Source organism: Burkholderia sp. MR1-5-21 (assembly GCF_053427715.1).
Map to the genome: position 1 here is coordinate 1 of NZ_JBSAXD010000059.1, position 22396 is coordinate 22396.

The window sequence follows — 22396 nt, forward strand, 5'->3', positions numbered from 1 at the left end:
ATCCGTCATGTTCAGTTCCTGAATCCGAGTCACTTTGCCTTGCCGCCGCCGGTTCGCGCAGGCCCGGCGCAGGTTGCTGCGCGTGGAGCGCCGGCGTGCTTTCGCCGGACCGGCATGCGCCGCCGGCACGACGGTCGCCGGGCATCGCCGCAGGCCCGCTCGCACGTTGCGTCATGCCCGTGCCTGCCGCATGCCGCCGCCGCGAACCGCGTGCCCTTGCAGCCGCCGCGACGCGCGGCAGCCGAAGAAAATGTCCGCCGCTCGCCGCGTGGCACACGCGGCTTCCGGCGGGCTGGAATGCCGTTCGGCGTATCGCGCGCAAGCGCGATACGCCGCTACACACGATTACGCCGCCGATTCGCGCGCGGCCGCTTCCTTGTCCTTGCGCGTACCGTTTGCCGACTTGGCGGTGCCTGCCGCCGCGCCGACTGCGTCGAAGCCGCTTTGCGCGGCCTCGATCACCTGGCCCGTAGCCGCACGCACCGTTTCGGCCGCCGCGCTCGCCGCCGACAACGCCGAGTTCAGCGCGGCGACGACGGGGGCCGTGCCGGCCGGCGCGTGCTTCGAGAATTCGCCGAGCGCGTCCTTCACGCGCTTGTCGGCCTGCTCGTACTGCGCCTGCGCGGCCTTCGCGAACTCGGCTTGCGTCGCCGTCGCGATGTCGAACAGGTGACGGCTGTACGACGCCGCCTTGCCGGCCGCCTGCTGCGTCGCGCCGAGCTGGCGCGTGAAGAATTCCGCCGGGTTGCTGCCGTTGAACGCATCCTTCAGGTGGTCTTCGTATTCGGCAAGCGCCGCCTTCGTCGCCTGCACGTTGAGCTCGACCACGGCCTCGAAGCCGCGGAACGCCGGTTGGGCCGCTGCGAACAACGCGGTCACGCCGGACTGGTAATCAGCAATGAATTTCTCGGGGGCGAAAACGGACATCGGGCACGCTCCTGTTAGCAATGCGAGAGATCATGTAAAAAAACGGAAGTCGAACCAATCGTTCGGCCTCTCATTTATCGCACATAGTTCATTGAGTGCGAGAAGTTTAGAGCGCCCATTCTAGATCGATAAATTGTCAATTAAATGGCATTAATGATCAGTATAAACCCTAACCCAGCTCGCGCCCTCAATTCTACACCAGCAGCGGTCACATTCTTTCAGGGACATATTACAACCTGTTGTTTTTGCGAAATTTTTACGCGCATCCCTGAAAAATCACCGTTTCGGAACGCAATATTTACACCGCCTTTATTGTGATTATTGGAAAATAGCGAACATTCATAGGCGAACAAATCATTCGAAATCGTTTTCAGATTTATGCCGAAATCGATTTCAGAATTGCCTATCTGTAAATTGAATAAGGCCGACTGTATCGACCCGAAAAGAACGACGTATGGGAGAGAGGCGTCGCGCGGCCCGGATGCCGCGCGACCCGCAAGACCAGGCGTCTGGCGTCAGCCGGCCAGTTCCTGGTGCAGTGCGCGGAATTCCTGCGCGAGCTTGTGGCCCGGCTCGAGATGGATGACAGGGGTCGCCAGCTGGTGCGACTCGCGGATCTTCACGGACGACGACAGTCGCGACGCGAGCACCGGCAGCCCTTCGCCGACGAGTTCGTCGACGAGCCGCTGCGGCAGGCTCGCACGCGGCTGGAACTGGTTGATCACGATCCCTTCGACCTCGAGCGCCGCGTTGTGATCCTGCTGGATCTCCTTCACGTTCTCGAGCAGCGTGTACAGCGCACGGCGCGAGAAGTCATCGCAGTCGAACGGGATCAGGCAGCGCTCGACCGCGATCAGCGCGGAACGCGTATAGAAGTTCAGCGCGGGCGGCGTGTCGATGTAGACGGCGTCGTACGTGTCGAGCTCGTTCAGCGCGTCGCGCAGCTTGTAGATCTTGTAGCGCGATTCGAGCTTGCCGTGCAGCGTATCGAGCTCGGGATGCGCGGGCATCACGTCGAGGTTCTCGAACGGGGTCGGATGGATGTACGACGTGATGTCGACCGGACGGAAGTTGAACGTCAGCGCGGTTTCGAAGAAGTCGGCGACGGTCGGCGCGGCCTGCGCGGCGCGCTCGCCGAGCAGGTACTGGGTCGAGTTCGTCTGGGCGTCGAGGTCGATCACGAGCGTGCGCAACCCTTCGCTCGCGCTGATCGCCGCGAGATTGCAGACGATCGTCGATTTGCCTACACCGCCCTTCTGGTTGAACACGACACGCCGCATGGTTCCCTCTTGCCCGAAGCGCCGGAAAACGACCAGCATAGCCGAACCAATAAGACAGTTGCGTGACTTTGCGCAACAACAACGAAGCGCGTCGCGGGCCGCCGTCCGACGCCGGGCGACGGATGCGACCCCGCAATGCGCAACGGTCGCCCGTCACCGTCCCCGCGATCACGCGACGATCGGCTTGCGCCGCACCTCCGACAAATAGATCAGGATCAGCGACACCCACACGATCCCGTACAGGAACATGAAGCAGGTGGTCCGCACGCGCAGCAGGTCGAGCAGCATGCCGAACAGGATCGGCAGCAGGAACCCGCCGAGGCCGCCCGCCAGCCCGACGATGCCGGTCACGACACCCATGTTGTCCGGGAAATCGTCGGCGACGTACTTGAAGGTCGACGCCATCCCGAGCGCGAACACCGCGCCGAGCACGAAGGTCAGCGCGACGAAGCCCGCAATCGGCATCGACATGCGCAACGACGCGGTGCCGTCGATCGTGTGGATCACGAAGTCGGTGGCCGGATACGACAGCAGGAACAGGCAGATCCACGCGACCCACAGGCCCCACCACGTGACCGCGTGCGCGCCGAAGCGGTCGGCAAGCGCGCCGCCGAGCGCGCGCAGCACCGAGCCCGGCAGCGAGAATCCGGCGGCAAACGCCGACGCCGCGACGAGCGACATCCCGTATTCGGCTTTCAGGTACTGCGGAATCCACAGCGACAGCGCGGTGAAGCCGCCGAACGTGATCGAGTAGTACTGGCACAGCCGCCACACGCGCGGATCGCGCAGCACCTTGAACGCATCGAGCCACGAGCCGCCCCGCTTGCCGGCCCCCGGATCGGGCGCCGACGCGAACCAGAAGATCACCGCGGTGACAAGCAGCGCGACTGCATACACGCGCGGCACGAAACGCCAGCCGTATGCGGACAGCAGCAGCGGCGTGACGAACAGGTTGACCGCCGCGCCGGCCGTGCCCGCACCGAACACGCCCATCGCGAAGCCGCGCCGCTGTGGCGGGAAAAAGCGCGCGACGTACGGCGTGCCGACCGCGAACGACGCGCCGACGCAGCCGAGGAACAGGCCGATCACGAGGAACTGCCAGAACTGCGTCGCGTAGCTGACGATGTACACGGGCACCGCGCAGACGACGAGCAGCACCGTCATCACGATGCGTCCGCCGAAGCGGTCGGTCCACGTGCCGAGCGGCAAGCGCATCAGCGCGCCGGTCAGCACCGGCGTCGACGTGAGCAGCCCGAACTCCGTGCCGTTCAGGCCGAGATCGGTGCGCAGCTGCACGCCGAGCACGCCGAACATCATCCAGACGACGAAGCACACCATGAACGCGAGCGTGCTCGCGGCGAGCACCGACCATGCGCGCAGCGGCACGGACTGCGCATTCGCGAGCGTACCGGTATCACTAGTTGCCATGCATCACACTCCGTTTCATTGAACCAGCGGCCCGTTCGCGCCGTCGAGCGCAATGCCGTCGACGCGCGCGCCGCCCGCGAGGATCGCCACGTACTGCCGCATCGCGTTGCGTCGCACCCGTTCCGCGAGGAACGCGGCAATGCGCGCTTGAACCTCGTCGAACGGCACGGGCTCGCCGGCCACGCGGCGCTCGATGCGCGCGATGTGAAAGCCGTAGCGCGTGTTGACGAGACGCGGCAGCACGCCGAGCGCGTCCGAGTCGAACAGCGCCGATTCGAATTCCGGCACAGTGTCGCCGCGCAGCAGTTGCCCGAGGCTGCCGCCGACCGCCGCCGACGGACAGTTCGACGACGCGCGCGCGACCGCTTCGAACGTGTCGGGCGCGGCGAGCACGCCGGCCAGCGCCGCTTCCGCGCGGCTGCGCAATGGTGCGAGCGGCACCCGATCGGTCACCGCGAACAGGATGTGGCTCGCGTACACGATGTCGTTGCGGCGGAACCGCGCCGGATGCTGCGCGTAATAACGTTCGCAATCCGATCGATCCGGTTCCGGCACGTGCGTGAGTTCGCGCTCGAGCAGCGCGTCGAGCGCCGCATCGTCGAGCGGCGCGCCGTCGGCAATCAGCGCGAGCGCGACCGCACGCTGGCGCAGCAGCTCGCGCACGACGAGCGCGCGCCGCGCGGCGTCGTGCGGATCGGCCGCGTCGTCGTGATGCGCGCGCTCGGCCGCGATCGCGTCGTCGCCGATCGTGACGCCGTTGACGCTGAGCGGTGCGGACAGGGTTTCCGGTATCGCGTTCATGCTGCCTCCTGTCAGCGCTTGCGCACGAGCTGATACGGCCGGATCAGGTACGCGACCGACGCGATCCCGCTCCAGATATGCACCATCCGCGTGAACGGCGACACGAGGAAGATCGTGAAGCCGAGCAGGATGTGCAGCCGGTAGGTCAGCGGCACGCCGACGAGCAGGCTCGCGATGTCGGGCCGGAACGTGACGACGCCCTTCACGTAGTCGGTGAGCTGCTCGAACATCGCGCCGTCCATGTGGCGCGTCGACAGCACGACGGTGCCGAGCCCGAGCGCGAGCTGCACCCACAGCATCAGCACGATCAGGATGTCCGACTTGCGGCTGTTGCGGCGGATGCGCGCGTCGCCGAGCCGCCGCGCGATCAGGATCGTCAGGCCGATGATCGACGCGACGCCGGCCGCACCGCCCGCGACCATCGCGACGAGCTGGTGGCCCGACGCCGACAGGAACGGCGACACGAGCCAGTGCGGCGCGAGAAAGCCCGCGAAGTGCCCGAGCACGACGACGAGCACGCCCCAGTGGAACAGGTTGCTGCCGAGCCTGAGCGCGCCGTGCCGCAGCAGCTGCGACGAATCGCTCTTCCACGTGTATTGCTCGCGGTCGAAGCGGATCAGGCTGCCGACCAGCAGCACCGCGAGACAGATGTACGGATAGATTCCGAACAGGAATTGATGCAGGTAATCGTTCATGGATTTCCCCCTGTGTTTCCGCTGTAGGGTCGCATGCGCGTCACGCGCGGCGGGCCGGCCGTTGGTCGTAGAAGCGCACGGGTTCTTCGGCGGGCGTCGCCGCGCCGACGAAGCGCACCGCCTCGTCCGCGTACGCGGCATCGAGCGCGCGGTAGTCGGCGGCGCTCAGCCGCTCGGCCGCCGCGTCGTCGTCCGGCTCCGACGGCGCATCGATCGGCGCAACGCCGGCGAGCGGCAACAGCGCACCGACGGCGAAGCCGTAGTGGCTGCCGCGCTTCGCGAGCTGCGCGGCGAGCGCGCGCAGGATCTCGCCCGTCTCGCCGAGCAGGTTGCGCGCGTCGGACGCGGGCAGCCGCGACAGGTACTCGAGAAACACCGGCAGGTGATCGGGCAGCTCGCCGGGCTTCAGGTACAGGCCGTGCCGCTCGTACATCTGCAGCAGGTCGACCATCGCCTGGCCGCGGTCGCGCGATTCGCCGTGCACGTGCTCGAACAGATGCAGCGACGTCGCGCGGCCGCGATCGAACAGCGCGACGTAGTTTTCCTGCAGCGTCAGCAGGTCACGCTCGCGCAGGTACGCGAAGAACCGCTCGATCCCCACACGCACCGGCTTCGGCAGGCGAACGTGGTCGCGCACGTGCGCATCGATCGAATCGAGCGCGTCGAGCAGCGTGTCGTCGGGGTATTCGAGCAGCGCGGCGAATGCCGCATAGGTCGGATCGGGTGCCGCGTTCATCAGGATGCCTCCCGGATCGGAATCGTCTTCGCGCCCTTCCTCGGGCTGAACAGGCTCGCCTCGGAACGGCCGTCCGAGCAGCCGTTGCCGAACGAGAAGCCGCACGACGCGCGCAGGTCGTATGCGTCCTCCGCGTATTCGCGGTGTGTCGTCGGGATCACGAAGCGATCCTCGTAGTTCGCGATCGCGAGATACCGGTACATCTCCTCGACCTGGCCGAGCGACAGGCCGACCTGACGCAGCACCCCCAGCGCATCGATGCCGTCGACGTGGCGCGCGCGCATGAACCCGCGCATCGCGAGCAGCCGTTCGAGTGCGAGCTTCACGGGCGCCTCGTCGCCGGCCGTCAGCAGGTTCGCGAGATAGCGCAGCGGAATCCGCAGCGACTCGACGTCCGGCAGGAAGCCGTTCATCCCGAGCGCACCGCTGTTCGCGGCCGCGTTGATCGGCGACAGCGGCGGCACGTACCAGACCATCGGCAGCGTCCGGTATTCCGGATGCAGCGGGAACGCGATCTTCCAGTCGATCGCCATCTTGTACGTCGGCGAACGCTGCGCGGCATCGAGCCATGCGGCCGGCACGCCGTCGCGTTCGGCCTGCGCGATCACCGCGGGGTCGTGCGGATCGAGGAACAGCGACAGTTGCGCGTCATACAGGTCGGCTTCGTTCTCGACGCTGGCGGCCTCGCCGATCCGGTCCGCGTCGTACAGCAGCACGCCGAGGTAGCGGATGCGGCCGACACAGGTTTCCGAACACACGGTCGGCTGGCCAGCCTCGATGCGCGGATAGCAGAAGATGCACTTCTCGGCCTTGCCGCTCTGCCAGTTGTAGTAGATCTTCTTGTACGGACACCCCGACACGCACATGCGCCAGCCGCGGCACTTGTCCTGGTCGATCAGCACGATGCCGTCCTCCTCGCGCTTGTAGATCGAGCCCGACGGACACGACGCGACGCATGCCGGATTCAGGCAGTGCTCGCACAGGCGCGGCAGGTACATCATGAAGGTGTTCTCGAACTGCCCGTAGATCTCCTTCTGCACGTTCTCGAAGTTGCGATCCTTCGCGCGCTTCTCGAACTCGCCGCCGAGGATCTCTTCCCAGTTCGGGCCCCATTCGATCTTCTCGAGCCGCTGGCCGCTCACCAGCGAGCGCGGCCGCGCGACCGGCATCGCTCGCGCGTCGCCGGCTTCCTGCAGATGCGCATAGTCGAACGTGAACGGCTCGTAGTAGTCGTCGATCTCGGGCAGATGCGGGTTCGCGAAGATCTGCGCGAGCAGTCGCCACTTGCTGCCGAGCCGCGGCTCGATCTTGCCGTCCGCACGCCGCTTCCAGCCGCCGCGCCAGCGGTCCTGGTTCTCCCAGTCCTTCGGATAGCCGATGCCCGGCTTCGTCTCGACGTTGTTGAACCACGCGTATTCCATCCCGTCGCGGCTCGTCCACACGTTCTTGCAGGTCACCGAGCAGGTATGGCAGCCGATGCACTTGTCGAGGTTCAGCACCATCGCGATCTGTGCGCGTACCTTCATGACGTTTCTCCTGCGCGAACAGCGTGAGTGGCGGCTCCGGCCTCTTCGCCGTCGAGCCAGTCGATCTTGTTCATCCTGCGCACGACCAGGAACTCGTCGCGATTCGAGCCGACCGTCCCGTAGTAGTTGAAGCCGTACGACAGCTGCGCGTAGCCGCCGATCATGTGCGTCGGCTTCAGCGCGATGCGCGTCACCGAGTTGTGGATGCCGCCGCGCGTGCCGGTGATTTCCGAGCCCGGCGTGTTCACGATCTTCTCCTGCGCGTGGTACATCATCACCATCCCGGCCGGGATCCGCTGGCTCACGACTGCCCGCGCGCACAGCGCGCCGTTCGAGTTGAAGCATTCGATCCAGTCGTTGTCGGCGGCGCCGATCGCCTTCGCGTCGTCCTCCGACATCCACACGATCGGGCCGCCGCGCGACAGCGTCAGCATCAGCAGGTTGTCCGTGTACGTGCTGTGGATGCCCCACTTCTGGTGCGGCGTGATGAAGTTGAGCACGCGCTCCGGATTGCCGTTCGAGCGCTTGCCGACCATGTGCGCGTAGCTGCCGGTATCGATCGGCGGCTTGTACACGCACAGCGATTCGCCGAACGCGCGCATCCAAGCATGGTCCTGGTACAGCTGCTGACGGCCCGTCAGCGTGCGCCACGGCACGAGTTCGTGCACGTTCACGTAGCCCGCGTTGTACGACACGTGCTCCGATTCGATCCCGCTCCACGTCGGCGACGAGATGATCTTGCGCGGCTGCGCCTGGATGTCGCGGAAGCGGATCTTCTCGTCCGCGCGCGCGGCGGCGAGGTGCGTGTGGTCGATGCCCGTGATCCCGGACAGCGCGCGCCACGCCTTCACCGCGACCTCGCCGTTGGTTTCCGGCGCGAGCGACAGGATCACCTCGGCCGCATCGAGCGCGGTGTCGATCCGCGGCCGGCCCTGCGTCGCGCCCGCTTCGCTCACGCGATAGTTGAGCTCGCCGAGCAGCGTCACTTCGTCCTTCGTGTCCCAGCCGATCCCCTTGCCGCTGTTGCCGAGCTTGTCCATCAGCGGCCCGAGCGACGTGAAGCGGCGATACGTGTTCGGATAGTCGCGCTCGACGACCGTCACCGCCGGCATCGTGCGGCCGGGAAGCGCATCGCATTCGCCGCGCTTCCAGTCGCGCACGTCGAACGGCTGCGCGAGTTCGGCCGGCGTGTCGTGCGCGATCGGCGCGAGCACGACGTCGCGCTCGACGCCGAGGTGCCCGTCGCACAGTTCGGAGAAGCGCTTCGCGATCCCCTTGAAGATCTCCCAGTCGCTCTTCGATTGCCACGCCGGATCGACCGCCGCCGACAGCGGATGGATGAACGGATGCATGTCGGACGTGTTCATGTCGTCCTTCTCGTACCACGTCGCGGTCGGCAGCACGACGTCCGAGTACATGCAGGTCGTCGACATCCGGAAGTCGAGCGTGACGAGCAGGTCGAGCTTGCCGCGCGGCGCGTCGTCGCGCCACGTCACCTCTTCGGGACGCGGGCCGCCCGTCGCGCCGAGATCCTCGCCCTGCACGCCGTGCGTCGTGCCGAGCAGGTGCTTCAGGAAATATTCGTGGCCCTTGCCGGACGAGCCGAGCAGGTTCGAGCGCCACACGAACAGGTTGCGCGGGAAGCTCTCCGGCGCGTCGGGGTCCTCGCACGCCATCTTCAGCGTACCCGACTTCAGTTGCTGCGCGAGCTCGGCGCCCGCGTGCGCGGGATCGGCGAGCTGCGCGCCGACCTGCAGCGGGTTCCGGCCGAGCTGCGGCGCGGACGGCAGCCAGCCCATCCGTTCCGCGCGCACGTTGTAGTCGATCGGCGAACCGTGGAATTGCGTCTTGTCGGCGAGCGGCGACAGCAGCGCGGTCGGGTCCATCGTGTCGTAGCGCCACTGGTCGGTATGCGCGTAGAAGAACGACGTCGCGTTCATGTGCCGCGGCGGACGATTCCAGTCGAGGGCGAACGCGAGTGCGGTCCAGCCCGTCTGCGGCCGCAGCTTCTCCTGCCCGACATAGTGCGACCAGCCGCCGCCCGGCTTGCCGACGCAGCCGCACATGATCAGCATGTTGATGATCGCGCGGTACGACATGTCCATGTGGAACCAGTGGTTGATCCCCGCGCCGATGATCACCATCGACTTGCCTTGCGTCTTGTGCGCGTTTTCCGCGAACTGCCGCGCGACCGAGATTACGTCTGCGCGCTTCACGCCGGTGATCGCTTCCTGCCACGCGGGCGTGTACGGCAGGTCGTCGTCGTAGCTCGTCGCGACATCGCGCCCGCCGAGCCCCTGGTCGAGCCCGTAGTTCGCGACGAACAGGTCGTAGACGGTTGCGACCAGCATCTCGCCGTCGCGCGTTGCGACACGGCGCACGCCGATGCGGCGCGACAGCGCCGACTGGTGCGACGTGTGATTGAAGTGCGCGTGCGGCTGGTTGCCGAAATACGGGAACAGCACGTCGACCACGTCATCATGCGCGGCCGTGCACGTCAGCCGCGGCGCGAGCGCCGCGCCGTTCGACGTTTCCGCGCGCAGGTTCCACTTGCCCTTGTCAGCACCGTCCTGCTGCCCCCAGCGGAAGCCGACCGAGCCGACCGGCACGACGAATTCGCCGGACGCGTCGTCGATCATCACGCTCTTCCATTCCGGATGCGCGGCTTCGCCGAGCGCATCGTCGAAGTCCGACGCGCGCACGAGCCGCTCCGGCACATAGCCGTCGCCATGCGGCACGAGCCGCACGAGGCATGGCATGTCCGTGTAGCGCTTGCAGTAGTCGACGAAGTGGTCGCTCTGCCCCGCTAGATGGAATTCCTTAAGGATCACGTGCCCCATCGCGAGTGCGAGCGCCGCATCGGTGCCCTGCTTCGGATGCAGCCACAGGTCGCCGAATTTCGCGCCTTCCGAGTAATCGGGAAACACCGACACGACCTTCGTGCCGCGATAGCGCGCCTCGACGAGGAAGTGCGCGTCCGGCGTGCGCGTCTGCGGGACGTTGGAGCCCCACATCATGATGAACGTCGAGTTGTACCAGTCGGCCGATTCGGGCACGTCGGTCTGCTCGCCCCAGGTCTGCGGCGACGCGGGCGGCAGGTCGCAATACCAGTCGTAGAAGCTCAGGCACACGCCGCCGATCAGCGACAGGTAGCGCGAGCCCGCCGCGTACGACACCATCGACATCGCCGGGATCGGCGAGAAGCCGACCACGCGATCGGGGCCGTGCTGCTTCACCGTGTAGACGTTGGCCGCGGCGACGATCTCGTTGACCTCGTCCCAGTTCGCGCGCACGAATCCGCCGAGGCCGCGCCGGCTCTGGTACGCGCGCCGTGCTTCATCGTCCTCGACGATCGCGCGCCACGCGTCGACCGGCGCGAGTGTCTTGCGGCGCTCTCGCCAAAGCTTCACGAGCGCGCTGCGCACGAGCGGATACTTGAGCCGGTTCGCGCTGTACAGGTACCACGAATACGATGCGCCGCGCGAGCAGCCGCGAGGCTCGTGGTTCGGCATGTCGGCGCGCGTGCGCGGATAGTCGGTCTGCTGGGTTTCCCACGTGACGATGCCGCCCTTCACGTAGACCTTCCACGAGCATGAGCCCGTGCAGTTCACGCCATGGGTCGACCGGACGATCTTGTCGTGCTGCCATCGTTTCCGATAGCCGTCTTCCCATTTCCGGTCCTCGTCGGTGACGGCGCCGTGTCCGTCGGAGAACTGGGGTCTTGCGGTCGTGAAATAGCGCAACCGGTCCAGGAAATGGCTCATGGGGGGACCTCGTTTCCGGTCTGTCGGCAGACCCTGGTTATTTAAGGAGGTCGAATCACCGTTGTAAAGACGAATTCGTTCCTTGCAGGAACGAACGACGATCCGGCCAGATAGATCACGATGTGATAATTATTTCGGGCTTCCGGATCGGGTGTCTTGATCGATATCAGAAAAGGCGGCCGGCGGCCGGCATGGATCCGCAGTGATGAAACCGATTTCGGCGGCCGATGCCGCGCGATGCGGGACGCGCTTGGCCAGCGTCCGCCGCTAGAAACTCCCCGCCACCGTCCCCAGCACGATCACCACGACCAGCGCCGCCAGCGCGCCGATCACGCCGACCATGACCATGTCGCGATAGCTTTGCTTGTGCGTCGTGCCGCACACCGACAGCAGCGTCACGACGGCGCCGTTATGCGGCAGGCTGTCGAGCGTGCCCGACGACATCACGGCCACGCGATGCAGCAACGCGGGATCGATATGATGCTGCGCGGCCAGTTGCAGATACGTACCGCCGAGCGCATCGAGCGCGATGGTCAACCCGCCTGACGCCGAACCCGTCAGCGCCGCGAGCAGATTCGTCGCGACCGCGAGCGACACGAGCGGGCCGCCGCCGATGCCGAGCACCCACGCGCGCACCACGTCGAATGCCGGCAGCGCGGCGATCACCGCGCCGTAGCCGACGAGGCTGCCGACGCTCAGCACCGGCAGCACCGACGCGTTCGCCCCCGCATCGACGCTCTCGCGCAGCTTGCCGAGACGCGCGCGATTCATCGTGACGAGCAGCACGACGGCAAGCGCGAGCGCGACCGATACGCCCCATACGCCGCTTACCGCGGACAGCGTCGTGCCGCCCCAGCGCGCGTCGGCAAGATACGATGCATCGAGACGCGGCAGCACGATCATGTTCATTGCGAAATTCGCGCACACGACGACGACGAGCGGCGCGATCGCGATGCCGATCGGCGGCAGGCGTTCGCTGACTTCGCCGCGCTCGATCTCGGCGGGATCGAACGATTGCGAGACGGTCGCGCGTTCGCGCACCAGCTCGGCATCGCCGGCGCTTGGCGGCAGGTCGGCGGTCCCGCCGAAGCCCTCGCCCGCGTGGCGCGCCGCGGCCTCCTGACGCGCGAGCCACCACAGACCGAACGTGACCATCACGGCGCTCGCGATGATGCCGAGCCCCGGTGCTGCGAACGGCGTCGTGCCGAAGAACGGCATCGGTATCGCGTTCTGGATCGCGGGCGTGCCCGGCAGCGCCGACATCGTGAACGTCGACGTGCCGAGCGTGATCGCGGCGGGCATCAGGCGGCGCGGAATGTTCGCCGCGCGGAACAGCGCCTGCGCCATCGGCGCGAGCACGAAGAACGCGACGAACAGACTCACGCCGCCGTACGTGACGACCGCGCCGCCGATCACGACGGCGAGGATTGCGCGCTTCGGTCCGAGCTTTTCGGTCATGAACTGCGCGATCGCGTCGACGGAGCCGCTGTCTTCCATCAGCTTGCCGAACAGCGCGCCGAGCAGGAACAGCGGAAAGAACTGGGCGAGAAAGCGCGCGGCGCTCGACATGAACGTCTGCGTCCAGTGCGCGAGCACGGGCTCGCCTGACACGAGGGCTGCCAGCATCGCCGCAACGGGCGCGAGCAGCAGCACGCTCCAGCCGCGATAGGCGAGCCAGATCAGCAGCGCGAGGCTCGCGAGCATGCCCGCGAGCCCGAGGGCCAGCGACGCGGACGACAGTGCGGCGCCGCTCATCGCAGCATTCCGTCGAGCAGCGCATCGAGATCGAGCGACGAACGCTCGCCGAGCGCACTGCCGTGTTCGTCGAGAAACGCGTGCGCGGTATTGCGCCCTTCGTCGCGCAGCATCGTCAGAAAGCGCCATTCGGCGTTGAGCTTCGACGAATAGCCGAGCGACGTCATCATCGGACTCGCGATCCGGTGCATGCGCATCGTGGCCCAGCGCCGCCCTTCGTCGCTGCCGGCGTCGGCAACCTTGTGCAGCAGCGCGATCATGCGCAACTCCTTCAGCAACGGCGCGTTGAACGCCACTTCGTTGAGCCGGCTGATGATCTCGCGCGCCGTGCGCGGCGTGTCCGTCCGTTCGACGGGGTTGACCTGCACGAGCAGCGTATCGGCCGAGCGCGTTTCGCGGATCAGTGGCGTGATCGTCGGATTGCCGGCGTAACCGCCGTCCCAGTATGCTTCGCCGTCGATCTCGACCGCCTTGAACAGCGTCGGCAGGCAGGCCGATGCAAGCAGCACGTCGGGCGTGAGATCGGCGTTGCGAAACACGCGGCCCTGGCCGGTGCGGACATGCGTCGCCGTGACGAACAGCCGGATGCGCGACGCACGCACGGCGTCGAAGTCGATGCTTTCGGCCAGAATGGCGCGCAGCGGATTGAATGAGGTCGGGTTGAGGTCGTATGGTGAAACGAGCCGCGCGATCATGTCCATCGCAAGAAAGAGCGGCGAATGATCGAGCGTCCATCGCCCGGAAAGCTGGTCGAGCGGGCTGCGCCGGAACGGACTGAAAATGGCGGCATCCGACACGCGCCGCCAGAACTGCTCGAGCGCGATGCGCGCGCCCGCCGGGCCGTCGTGCTCGAAGCCGCTGACCAGCACGGCCGCGTTCATCGCCCCCGCCGACGTGCCCGATACGCCTTCGATCTGCAAGCGCGTTTCGTCGAGCAGCCGGTCGAGCACGCCCCATGTGAACGCGCCATGCGAGCCGCCACCCTGCAGCGCGAGATCGACGGGCAACGGATGGTCGCTGTCGTGGCCTGATGCGTGACGAACAACGGACGGATCGGTCATCGCGTGTTCCGGATCGTCGGGACACGAGCAAGGTTATACGGCGGATCGTCGGATTGCAAAAATGTTCGGTCGGCGCCATTGCAAACACGCGGATGGCCGATGCGTGACGGGGGGATTGCAGGCGCTTGTCATCTTCGCGTGGTTGCTGCCCGGTGCGCCTTTTCCACGCTCGCGCCGGGCATCGGAACCCGGCGACCTGATCTAAACTCCAAAGCGAGTCTTGTGCATGTTCCCTTTCCCTTCAGGAGGAGCGACACCGTGACCGTCATCGTCCTTGCAGTGGACGGCTCGCCACAGAGCACGTCGGCGGCCAGGCAACTCGCCGAACGCGCGTTCCTGCAGCCCCCGCTGGTCCTGCATCTCGTCCATGTGTCGCCCGTGGTGGGCCGAACAGGCCTGCATACGGCCGATTTCCAGGAGGAAAACCGTCTGGAAGCCGATCGCGCGTTCGATGCGGCCAGGGCCGTGCTCGAGCCGGCCGCGTCCGAAATCCATCTGCATTGGCTGCATGGCGACGCGGCAAGCGAGGTGTTACGGGTTGCGGCGGACGTGAACGCGGATGCGATCGCACTGGGCGCAAAGGGGCGCGGTGCCGTGATGACGGCGATCATGGGCTCCGTTGCGTCGAGCATCGTCCAGAAGGCGACGGTGCCTGTCATCGTCGTCAATATGCCGGCGGCCAAGCCGGGGGCTTGAGACGGCAAGCGCGCCGAAGGCGTGAATCCCGGACTGGAAAAGCAAAACCCCGCCGGAAGGCGGGGTTTTGCTTTGCAGCGCTCGGTGACGAGGCCTCAGAACGGTTAGCGGAACCACAAGCAGGCAATTTACAGCTTAAGCAATTGATTTATCGACGTTTTCGCGTGAGCAACCCAAAATTCTGTCAAGAGCCATCGTGTCAAGTTGTCTCCTCTCGAATCCTTTGAACGCCCGCTCAGTGGGTGTTCTAGCCTGTTCGTCCGTCACCTCTAAAGACCCGTATCTCTTCCTGCCGTACGGGGCGTGAGGAATGGCCAGACCAAGAGTTATTCACCGGACGGACGCGTCGACATGAGGAATACCCGCCTATCCAACAATTGTCCGTTCAAATGGAAAGCGCAGAAGCCAAGCGTTGCGATCAGGCCCACGTAGCTCGAAAGCTGATGTTGGAACAGACATGACGGGTTTGTATCGGCCGTGGGCCGGAAAACTCGCACCCCATTGAATACAACGATGCTTCGTTACGCGATGCGGAAAGAATCCGCTCGGCCGAGCTGGGAAGAATAGTTGCTGGAAGATGAGGACTATGCCAATTGAATGGCTAGGAGCAGCATAGCCGGGAAATGACCGAATGACAAGCGCCAGCGGGCAACTCGACGACGTCTCTATCGTGTATAGAGCGCCGATCCGTCGCAGCGCTCCCTCGGTTACTGCGTTGGGATGCACGGCATGCAGGTCGTAGACCTTTCGGTGTGCGTGGCCTCCAAAACGGTGCTGCCGCGGGCAAAACACTGTAGTTCGTCGGCGGTGCTAGCCGCCGTTACCATTCTGAAAGCCATGTTGGGCACTGGAACGATCCAGCCAGGCGTGGCATATTCCCTCGCATTCCTCCGACACACAGCACGGGGTGCCAATGGCTCTCCTGAGATCCGACATCGAAAGGGCACTCGATGAGCTCGCCTCCCAAGAGGAGGGAATGCGTTTTCAAGGGCTGGCGGTAGTACTCGGCAAGAAGCGCTGGCCCGAACTCATCGCCCGTGAGCGCAAAAAGGATCTCGGCCTCGACGCCTACGCGCCCGCAACTCAGGCGCCGGGGAGTATCAGCAAGGGACTCGCGGCCTCGATCACGCCAACACTGAAGAAGATTTCTGACGACGCCGAAACCGCCAAGAAGAACTTTCCTGACCTAAAGGCGCTCCTCTTCGTTACGTCCGCTAAAGTCGGAAACGCTGTCCGAAAGCGCTGGGAAGAGGCAATCCAGGACGACCACGGCCTCGAACTTCACATCATCGAGCGCGAGGAAATCATCACCCTGATGATGATGCCGGAGAACATCTCGCTTTGTACCAGTTTCCTCCACGTACATACCGATGTCGCACCGCAGCTCGCAGACCTCGTTGAAAGAACCAGGCGAGCAGCCAACGCTGTTACGCAGGCTTGGGCCGGCAAAACAAAAGGACATCCGCTCATCGACCTCGCGGCGGTGCGGCTTGACCTAAATGGCGCGGAGTCTGCCGATGTGCTATCGGTCGAGCAGATCGACGCGGCGCTGTCACGGAGTGGTCGCGTAGTTCTCGAAGGGCCTGCCGGCCGAGGAAAAACCACGACGCTGATACAGCTCGCGCAACGCTCGGGCACCGCTGGCACGGCGTTCATAGTCGAACTGCCAGCGTGGACTTCGTCACGCCGAGGAATTCTCGAATATATTGCTGGCATGCCTGCGTTCCAAGCTGAAGGCCTCACGGCCGCCGACCTCGCTCGGGTCCAGCAGACGGAACCGTTCGTATTCTTGCTGAACGGCTGGAATGAAATTACGGAATCGAATTCCGTACACGCGGACGAGGCACTCCGAGAACTCGAACGCGATTTTCCGAGCGCGGGCATCATCGTCGCTACCCGCACGCACCACCTTACGCCACCGCTGCCCGGTGCGTTACGACTGCGATTGCTGCGCCTGCGGCGTGTGCAGCGGACCGCTTATCTCGCATCCCGCCTTGGCGGAAAAAGTGCCGAGCTTCGCGCACGTATCGACGCTGACCGGTCACTCGACGCAATGACCCGCACACCATTCATCCTCTCCGAAGTCACCACGCTGTTTGAAGCGGGCGCCGAGATTCCCTCTACGAAAATCGGAGTCCTAGATCAAGTTCTCCGTCTGCAAGATCGACGGGACGAACACAGAAACGCGCTGCAATCAGCACCGATTTTCGGTCGACAATCAAATTACCTACAAGCCCTCGGAATTGAGATGACCCGCCGAGGTGCTGTAGCGCTGCCCGAGGCTGTTGCCCGCGCTATCATTTCTGCCGTCGCACGACAGCTTGCTGACAGTGGGCAAATCGACGCGGCAGGAGCGCCAGCGGTCCTTGCGACGCTTACGGCGCACCATGTTCTTGAGCGCGTGGACTACCCACAAACGGCGTTTCAATTCGAACATCAGCAACTGCAGGAGTACTACGCTGCGTTCGACGTACGCACGCGTCTTCTCGAACTTCTGGATGACGACCACGACGCGACCGCCCGATTCACGGCTGACTATGTGAACGATCCGGCATGGGCCGAGCCGCTGCGCATGATCGCCGAGACGTTTGCCGAGCAAACTGGCGATGGTGGAACGGACAGACAAAACACTCTCGCCGGTCGTAAGTTGGTAGAGATGGCGCTCGACATCGACCTTGTCTTTGCCGGCGAGCAAGCGCAGCTCTGCGGAGCTGCCGTGTGGGATGGTGTTCGTGTGTCTGTCGGTGAGCGCCTCCGTGCCATCTACACGGGTGGCGACGACAACTTTCGTCAATGCGCTATCGCCGCGATGCTCGCGACCGGAGCGAACGATTTCAGCGACATCATCGTGCCGCTCCTGTCAGCGCAAGACCAGCAAACGCGGTTCCGCACTTTCCGGCTCTGGCCGGACTTCCAAGTCTCGTCACTTGGACCGAATTGGCGCGAGCAAGTGCGCGGCTGGACCGAGGAGGCGCGAGTGGATTTCGTCTCCGAACTGCTTCATCATCGTGCCGATGACGATATCGCGGCCTTCGCTGTGGAGGACGACAGCATTGCGGTAAAGAAGGCGGCGGCTTCCGGTCTTATGTGGACCGGATCTGACGAGGTGCTCATCCGCGTCCTCGAGTCGATGGATACGCAGACATTTGAAGAAGTAGCACGCGAGAATTTCGACCGAATGCCTGCGGTGCTCAGACCCAAGAGCATCGCGGCGATGCGGAAATTCATGGAGAGCACCATGGACCTTCCTGCGCGCCTGCGAATCGCACTCGATTTGATTGAACTTGGGGAGACTGGTCTAGATGGCGTCGTTAAGGATACGATGGCGTCGCTACCGGGCGGCGACATGCGCAACCTGGGTTCACACTACATCCAACCGGCGCTCGAGCATCTGCGCAAAACGGATCCCGCCTGGACGAGCGAGTGGGTGGCAATCCAGATTGCCGAAGTCACCCTTTACGGACACGAGTATTGGTTGCCGTTCGCGACCGCAATTCCTGACGACGTCGTTGAAAAATACCTCAATCACCTCGAAACCGAAAACTTAAAGAATGGGCGCTTTCACGGCATGGCTGCTGTGGTCGCTGCCGGTGCAAACGCAGAGCTTGCGGCACGCGTATTTGCGAAGCTGCGCGAGCTACGCCACAAGGTGGATATGGAACCCGGGCAGCCACATGAATTTGAGTGGCAGGTAATACGGCAGTTGGAGACCGTGTTTCACGACTTTTCCGACGACGTCGCCGCGGCCGGTGTCCTCCTATCCGTCACCAGCGGAGTCCCATTGGACATCAAGGTCGCGGCGGACCTTCTCACCAAGATCGCCAGATCGGACGCGGAACCGCTTCATATCGCCGACGACGACCTGAAGGCACGGCTGCGTGCATACCTGAAAGGCAGCGTTGATCTCGTCCTCCACCAGGATGATTTCAATGGCCAGGAAAAAGCCAACTTGGCCTTGGCGATTGCACAGGTCGGGCAACCCGAAGACATGGCGGAGCTGATGACTCTCATCCGCGCTGATATCGAGCGGGTTCGCCGCGGCCGAGCCGCGCGCGCAGCCGGCGATCGCGGACCGATCGGCAATGGCGGAAGCATGTGCTACGCCCACTGGCACGTCAACGCCGCCATGCACCTCGACCCCGCTGGTGCAGAGCAGGCGCTCATTGATCTGCTTCACGAGCCGGAATACGTCCGGGCTATCGCGACCGCAATGGCGCGCGATATTTTGCCTAAGCCGGAGTTCGCCTTCGAGCGTGCTCTCCGCTACGACTCAATCTGGGACGCACGCGCCGGTCGCGTTCCGCCGTTCGCCAACGACCAGCGACGCAGACGTTTCGCTGCCGCACTCAATGCTGAAATCACGCGCCTGCAAGAGCAGAACCTAGATAGTAGAAACTCCACCGACCTGACCGAGCTTACCAAAGCGCTTGCCGCCATTGACGGCCGACATTCCGCGACAGCAGTGCTCGACGTAATCGGCATGCCGGGTCATTGGGACCAATATGCCTGTGTCGACGCCGCCGAGCGCTTACTGATGGCGGGTGTCGTCTTGCCTGCGATCACCGTGTTCACTCTGATCGACTCCTTCCTTAAACGGACCGGAGAATGGATGCACGAGTCAGACAGGTACCTGCTGCGTCGCATTCTCGCGCTCTGCCCTTTCACGGACGATCCCGCGGCTGGAATCGCAAAAATTCGCGAAATGCTAGGCAAGGGGCGGCTCTGGGCACCCGAACTGGCAGACCTCGTTACCGCTCTCGGCGAGAGCCGAACAGACGCCGCCGTCGACCTTCTGTATGAGCTTGCCTCAGACGCACCGACGTTTGAACAGTGCGAGGGAAGTTTCATTAACGCTTTCGCCGCACTAGATACGCCGCGCGCACGAGAATTGCTCCTCGGCTTAGTCGATCCGGAGATTCAGGGCATTACTTTGCCGCGCAGTCCCTACCGCGATGACGTGCTAGTCGCGCGCCTCACCGAACTCGCCCGGAAGCAGCCTGAGATGGCCGCGCGGTTACGGAATCTGTGTGAACGCGACCTGCCGGAACTCAATCGGCACTTCATCTCGCAAGTCATGCACTCGCTCGGAACGCCCGAAGCGCTCGCAGCGAATCTAAACCTGATCGATGACACCAAGCCCTCGCCGGTCCCGCAAGGTATCTGGGGCCAACTGAAGACCGCTTTCGTCGAGCAGCGCCCCTACGAGCAAGACTCCAACGTCTTCACGCAACACGCGCACGCGTCCAACGAACTGCGCATCCAACTTTTCAGAATGTCCAATGAAGACGAGAAACGACGGAAGTCCGCCTTCATGCTTCTCGCCAAAATTGAGGAATGGCGTCTGGAGTATGGTAGGCCGACAGGTGAACCGCGTCACCCCGATATCGCATCCGGCCGGTCTTGGCCGCCCCGAGAGCCTTGACTTTCCTCATTGATCAAACGAGATAGTGGCCCCTGTCAGTCTTATCCCAGTGGAGCATCGACCCGGCCACCAAGTGCACGGAGGTGGGCGACGTACCTTATATGGTCGCCTCCCGTTTGCAAGGCGATTTTGATCGTGGCGAGGAGGGTGGTTGCGGACTTATACATGGCCTCGTCCCGTTTGCCAAATGATCTGGTCTACAGCGAGCAGGTGCTGGATTGCATATATACATTCGGCCTGTTGATGGCACAGCTGTGCCTGGCCCCGATGGATTTCGCCGCAAGGGTCCTAATCTAACTAGCGGACTCAAGATCCGAGAAATGTCTCAGGCTTGCCCTTGCGCGGTCCAACCTGTCTTGCCATCGTTCAGCATCACCAGTGCAACCGTGGATAGGTTTGATGCTCGTTGATCGGGCCTTTAACTCGTTAGCGACGCCGCGGGTTGGTAAGTTCGACCGTAAGCCAGCAATGCCCAGATCGTGCGGGCCATCTTGTTCGCCAACGCGACGGCGACGACGTTCGTCGGCCGTCGTGCTAACAGCTCCCGCATGTGTGCCGGCAGATGCTTCGAACTCGAGATCACGGCTCGTGCGCCGTGAATCAGCAGGGTGTGTAGATAAACGTCACCCCGTTTGCTGATTCCGCCAAGCCGAACTTTTCCGCCTGAACCGTTTTGTCTTGGCACGAGGCCAAGGTAGGCCGCGAACTCCCGTCCGGAACGGAAGGTTTGCGCTTGGCCGATGACCGACACGGCTGCAGTTGCCGTCAACGGACCCACGCCAGGAATTTCCGAGATCCGCCGACAGGCTTCGTCGCCACGTCGCCATTCGATGATGCGCTGCTCGATGCGTTGAACCTGGTCGTCGAGCAGATGAAGCCGAGACAGTTGATCCCGGAGGCTATCGATCAGCATCGCCGGCAATTGATCGGTCAGCGTTGCGATCGCCGCTTGGGCGGCCTGGATCGATGGGCGTCGCCCTTGTGGCAAGACGACGCCGAATTCATACAACAATCCGCGCAACTGGTTGACCTGCATGACGCGGATCCGGACCAGTTGCTGGCGCATCCGGTGCAGCGCCGGCATCGCCTGTTGGTCCGCCGATTTGACGGCAACAAAGCGCATGCCCGGGCGTTGGGACGCTTCCCAGATCGCCGCCGCGTCCGCGGCATCATTCTTGTTCGACTTGACGAACGGTCGCACGAACTGGGCAGCAATGAGTCGGACTTCGTGCCCAAGTGCCGTCAGTTGCCGGGCCCAGTGATGCGCGCTGCCGCAGGCTTCCATGACGATCCGGGCTGCAGGCCGGTTGGCGAAGAACGGCAGCATCTGGACGCGCTTGAGCACCTTGCTGTGAATCGTGCCGTCCGGATCGACAAAGTGAATCTGGAAAACGCGCTTGGCCAAGTCGATGGCAATCGTCGTGGGCTCCATGAACCTCTCCTTAACGAAAGAACGGACAAGGCACTGTCGCACATCCGTACCATGAGCCCCGAAACGCGGTCAGGCGTTAGAACGGCCGCTGTGGCGGGAGGCGACCATTCCATCTAACTAGTTCGGATCAGAAGGAAGTCGAATACCAGCAAGGAGACGTTCACGAGCTTTTACTGTGAAAGCGAACTGAGTCAAACGTGTCAAGCGGGGTTAGGTCATGAGTCGTCATTCGGCTTGGCCCCTACATAGACGTTCGGACGTTGCGGTCGAGCAGTGTCGACAATCGGCTGGTTCACCAGTCCCCGGAGCTTCCAAACATGCCCAAGTCTCCTCTTTCGCCAATGCTAGTTCAGTACCTGGTCGGCCTATGCTGCCTAAAATGGGACCCGGATGCCGTTGACGTTACGATCGGCGACATGGTGCTCGATCCAGCAGCTGGCAAGGAACGAGATGTCGATGTCACGGTTACCATTACAGAGTCTGGGTGTGTGACCTACGCGTTCAAAGCTTACGAGGTGAAACACGAAAGTACCCTCCTTGATGTTGCTGATGTTGAGCAGCTATGTATCAAGCTGCTGGACATGCCGTCGGTGACTCACAGAGCTATCGTATCGGCGTCAGGGTTTACATCGAGCGCACAGTCCAAGGCAGCCCGACATGGGGTCGTCTTATACGAGCTTCGCCAGTGGACCCGGCCGCTGCAAGAGCAATTCCCCGCGCTGACGATGCAGGGTACTGCCGAAGAATGCTTTCCGACGAGCCAAGTGCTGCTTTGCTGGGTCCATTAGCAATTCGCAATTGTCGCGCGGGAAGCGGAGGGGTCATTCTCGGTGCAACCTGACGACAAACCATTCGACGCATCGGGCGGCGTGC

At 63.8% G+C, this 22396-nt stretch carries 14 protein-coding genes; 3 read left to right on the forward strand and 11 right to left on the reverse strand.

Annotated features, from left to right (window positions below):
• Window positions 1-345: 345 nt before the first annotated feature.
• The 10 genes from phaP to ACV229_RS39745 form a co-directional block, all read right to left on the reverse strand.
• A complete protein-coding gene (gene phaP, locus ACV229_RS39700) occupies window positions 346-927 on the reverse strand; it encodes a TIGR01841 family phasin (RefSeq protein ID WP_448088508.1) in 582 nt (193 codons plus the stop codon).
• A 515-nt stretch (window positions 928-1442) separates the two neighbouring features.
• Window positions 1443-2207 carry a ParA family protein gene (locus tag ACV229_RS39705; protein WP_448088509.1) on the reverse strand — a complete coding sequence of 255 codons (765 nt, stop codon included), beginning with the start codon at window positions 2205-2207 and terminating at the stop codon, window positions 1443-1445.
• A 168-nt stretch (window positions 2208-2375) separates the two neighbouring features.
• Window positions 2376-3635, reverse strand: coding sequence for an MFS transporter (locus tag ACV229_RS39710; protein WP_448088510.1), 1260 nt, complete (start codon window positions 3633-3635; stop codon window positions 2376-2378).
• Window positions 3636-3650: 15 nt separating this feature from the next.
• A complete protein-coding gene (locus ACV229_RS39715) occupies window positions 3651-4436 on the reverse strand; it encodes a peptidylprolyl isomerase (RefSeq protein WP_448088511.1) in 786 nt (261 codons plus the stop codon).
• Window positions 4437-4447: 11 nt separating this feature from the next.
• On the reverse strand, window positions 4448-5131 hold the full coding sequence (gene narI / locus ACV229_RS39720) for a respiratory nitrate reductase subunit gamma (protein ID WP_448088512.1): 684 nt from the start codon (window positions 5129-5131) through the stop codon (window positions 4448-4450).
• A gap of 40 nt (window positions 5132-5171) precedes the next feature.
• Window positions 5172-5867, reverse strand: a complete 696-nt coding sequence (narJ, locus tag ACV229_RS39725; RefSeq protein ID WP_448088513.1) for a nitrate reductase molybdenum cofactor assembly chaperone — start codon at window positions 5865-5867, stop codon at window positions 5172-5174.
• Window positions 5867-7393, reverse strand: coding sequence for a nitrate reductase subunit beta (gene narH, locus ACV229_RS39730; RefSeq protein ID WP_448088514.1), 1527 nt, complete (start codon window positions 7391-7393; stop codon window positions 5867-5869). Before narH ends, narJ begins: the two co-directional genes overlap by 1 nt.
• Window positions 7390-11157 carry a nitrate reductase subunit alpha gene (locus tag ACV229_RS39735; RefSeq protein WP_448088515.1) on the reverse strand — a complete coding sequence of 1256 codons (3768 nt, stop codon included), beginning with the start codon at window positions 11155-11157 and terminating at the stop codon, window positions 7390-7392. The genes narH and ACV229_RS39735 overlap by 4 nt, the downstream gene beginning before the upstream one ends.
• 267 nt (window positions 11158-11424) lie before the next feature.
• Window positions 11425-12912 (reverse strand): GntP family permease, encoded by a 1488-nt coding sequence (locus ACV229_RS39740; protein ID WP_448088516.1) that lies wholly within the window; start codon window positions 12910-12912, stop codon window positions 11425-11427.
• Window positions 12909-13973, reverse strand: a complete 1065-nt coding sequence (locus tag ACV229_RS39745) for a patatin-like phospholipase family protein (protein WP_448088517.1) — start codon at window positions 13971-13973, stop codon at window positions 12909-12911. Before ACV229_RS39745 ends, ACV229_RS39740 begins: the two co-directional genes overlap by 4 nt.
• A 258-nt stretch (window positions 13974-14231) precedes the next feature.
• Here ACV229_RS39745 and ACV229_RS39750 point away from each other — a divergent pair, with 258 nt between their 5' ends.
• Together ACV229_RS39750 and ACV229_RS39755 are read left to right on the forward strand one after the other, a co-directional pair.
• Complete coding sequence (locus ACV229_RS39750; protein WP_448088518.1) at window positions 14232-14669, forward strand: universal stress protein; 438 nt, start codon at window positions 14232-14234, stop codon at window positions 14667-14669.
• Between the two features lie 913 nt (window positions 14670-15582).
• On the forward strand, window positions 15583-20091 hold the full coding sequence (locus ACV229_RS39755; RefSeq protein WP_448088519.1) for an NACHT domain-containing protein: 4509 nt from the start codon (window positions 15583-15585) through the stop codon (window positions 20089-20091).
• Between the two features lie 418 nt (window positions 20092-20509).
• On the opposite strand, the gene ACV229_RS39760 is transcribed toward ACV229_RS39755, so the two are convergent.
• On the reverse strand, window positions 20510-21523 hold the full coding sequence (locus tag ACV229_RS39760; protein WP_448088520.1) for an IS110 family transposase: 1014 nt from the start codon (window positions 21521-21523) through the stop codon (window positions 20510-20512).
• A 317-nt stretch (window positions 21524-21840) separates the two neighbouring features.
• Between ACV229_RS39760 and ACV229_RS39765 the strand changes: the two genes are divergently transcribed.
• Window positions 21841-22311, forward strand: a complete 471-nt coding sequence (locus ACV229_RS39765; protein WP_448088521.1) for a hypothetical protein — start codon at window positions 21841-21843, stop codon at window positions 22309-22311.
• The last annotated feature ends 85 nt before the right edge of the window (window positions 22312-22396 follow it).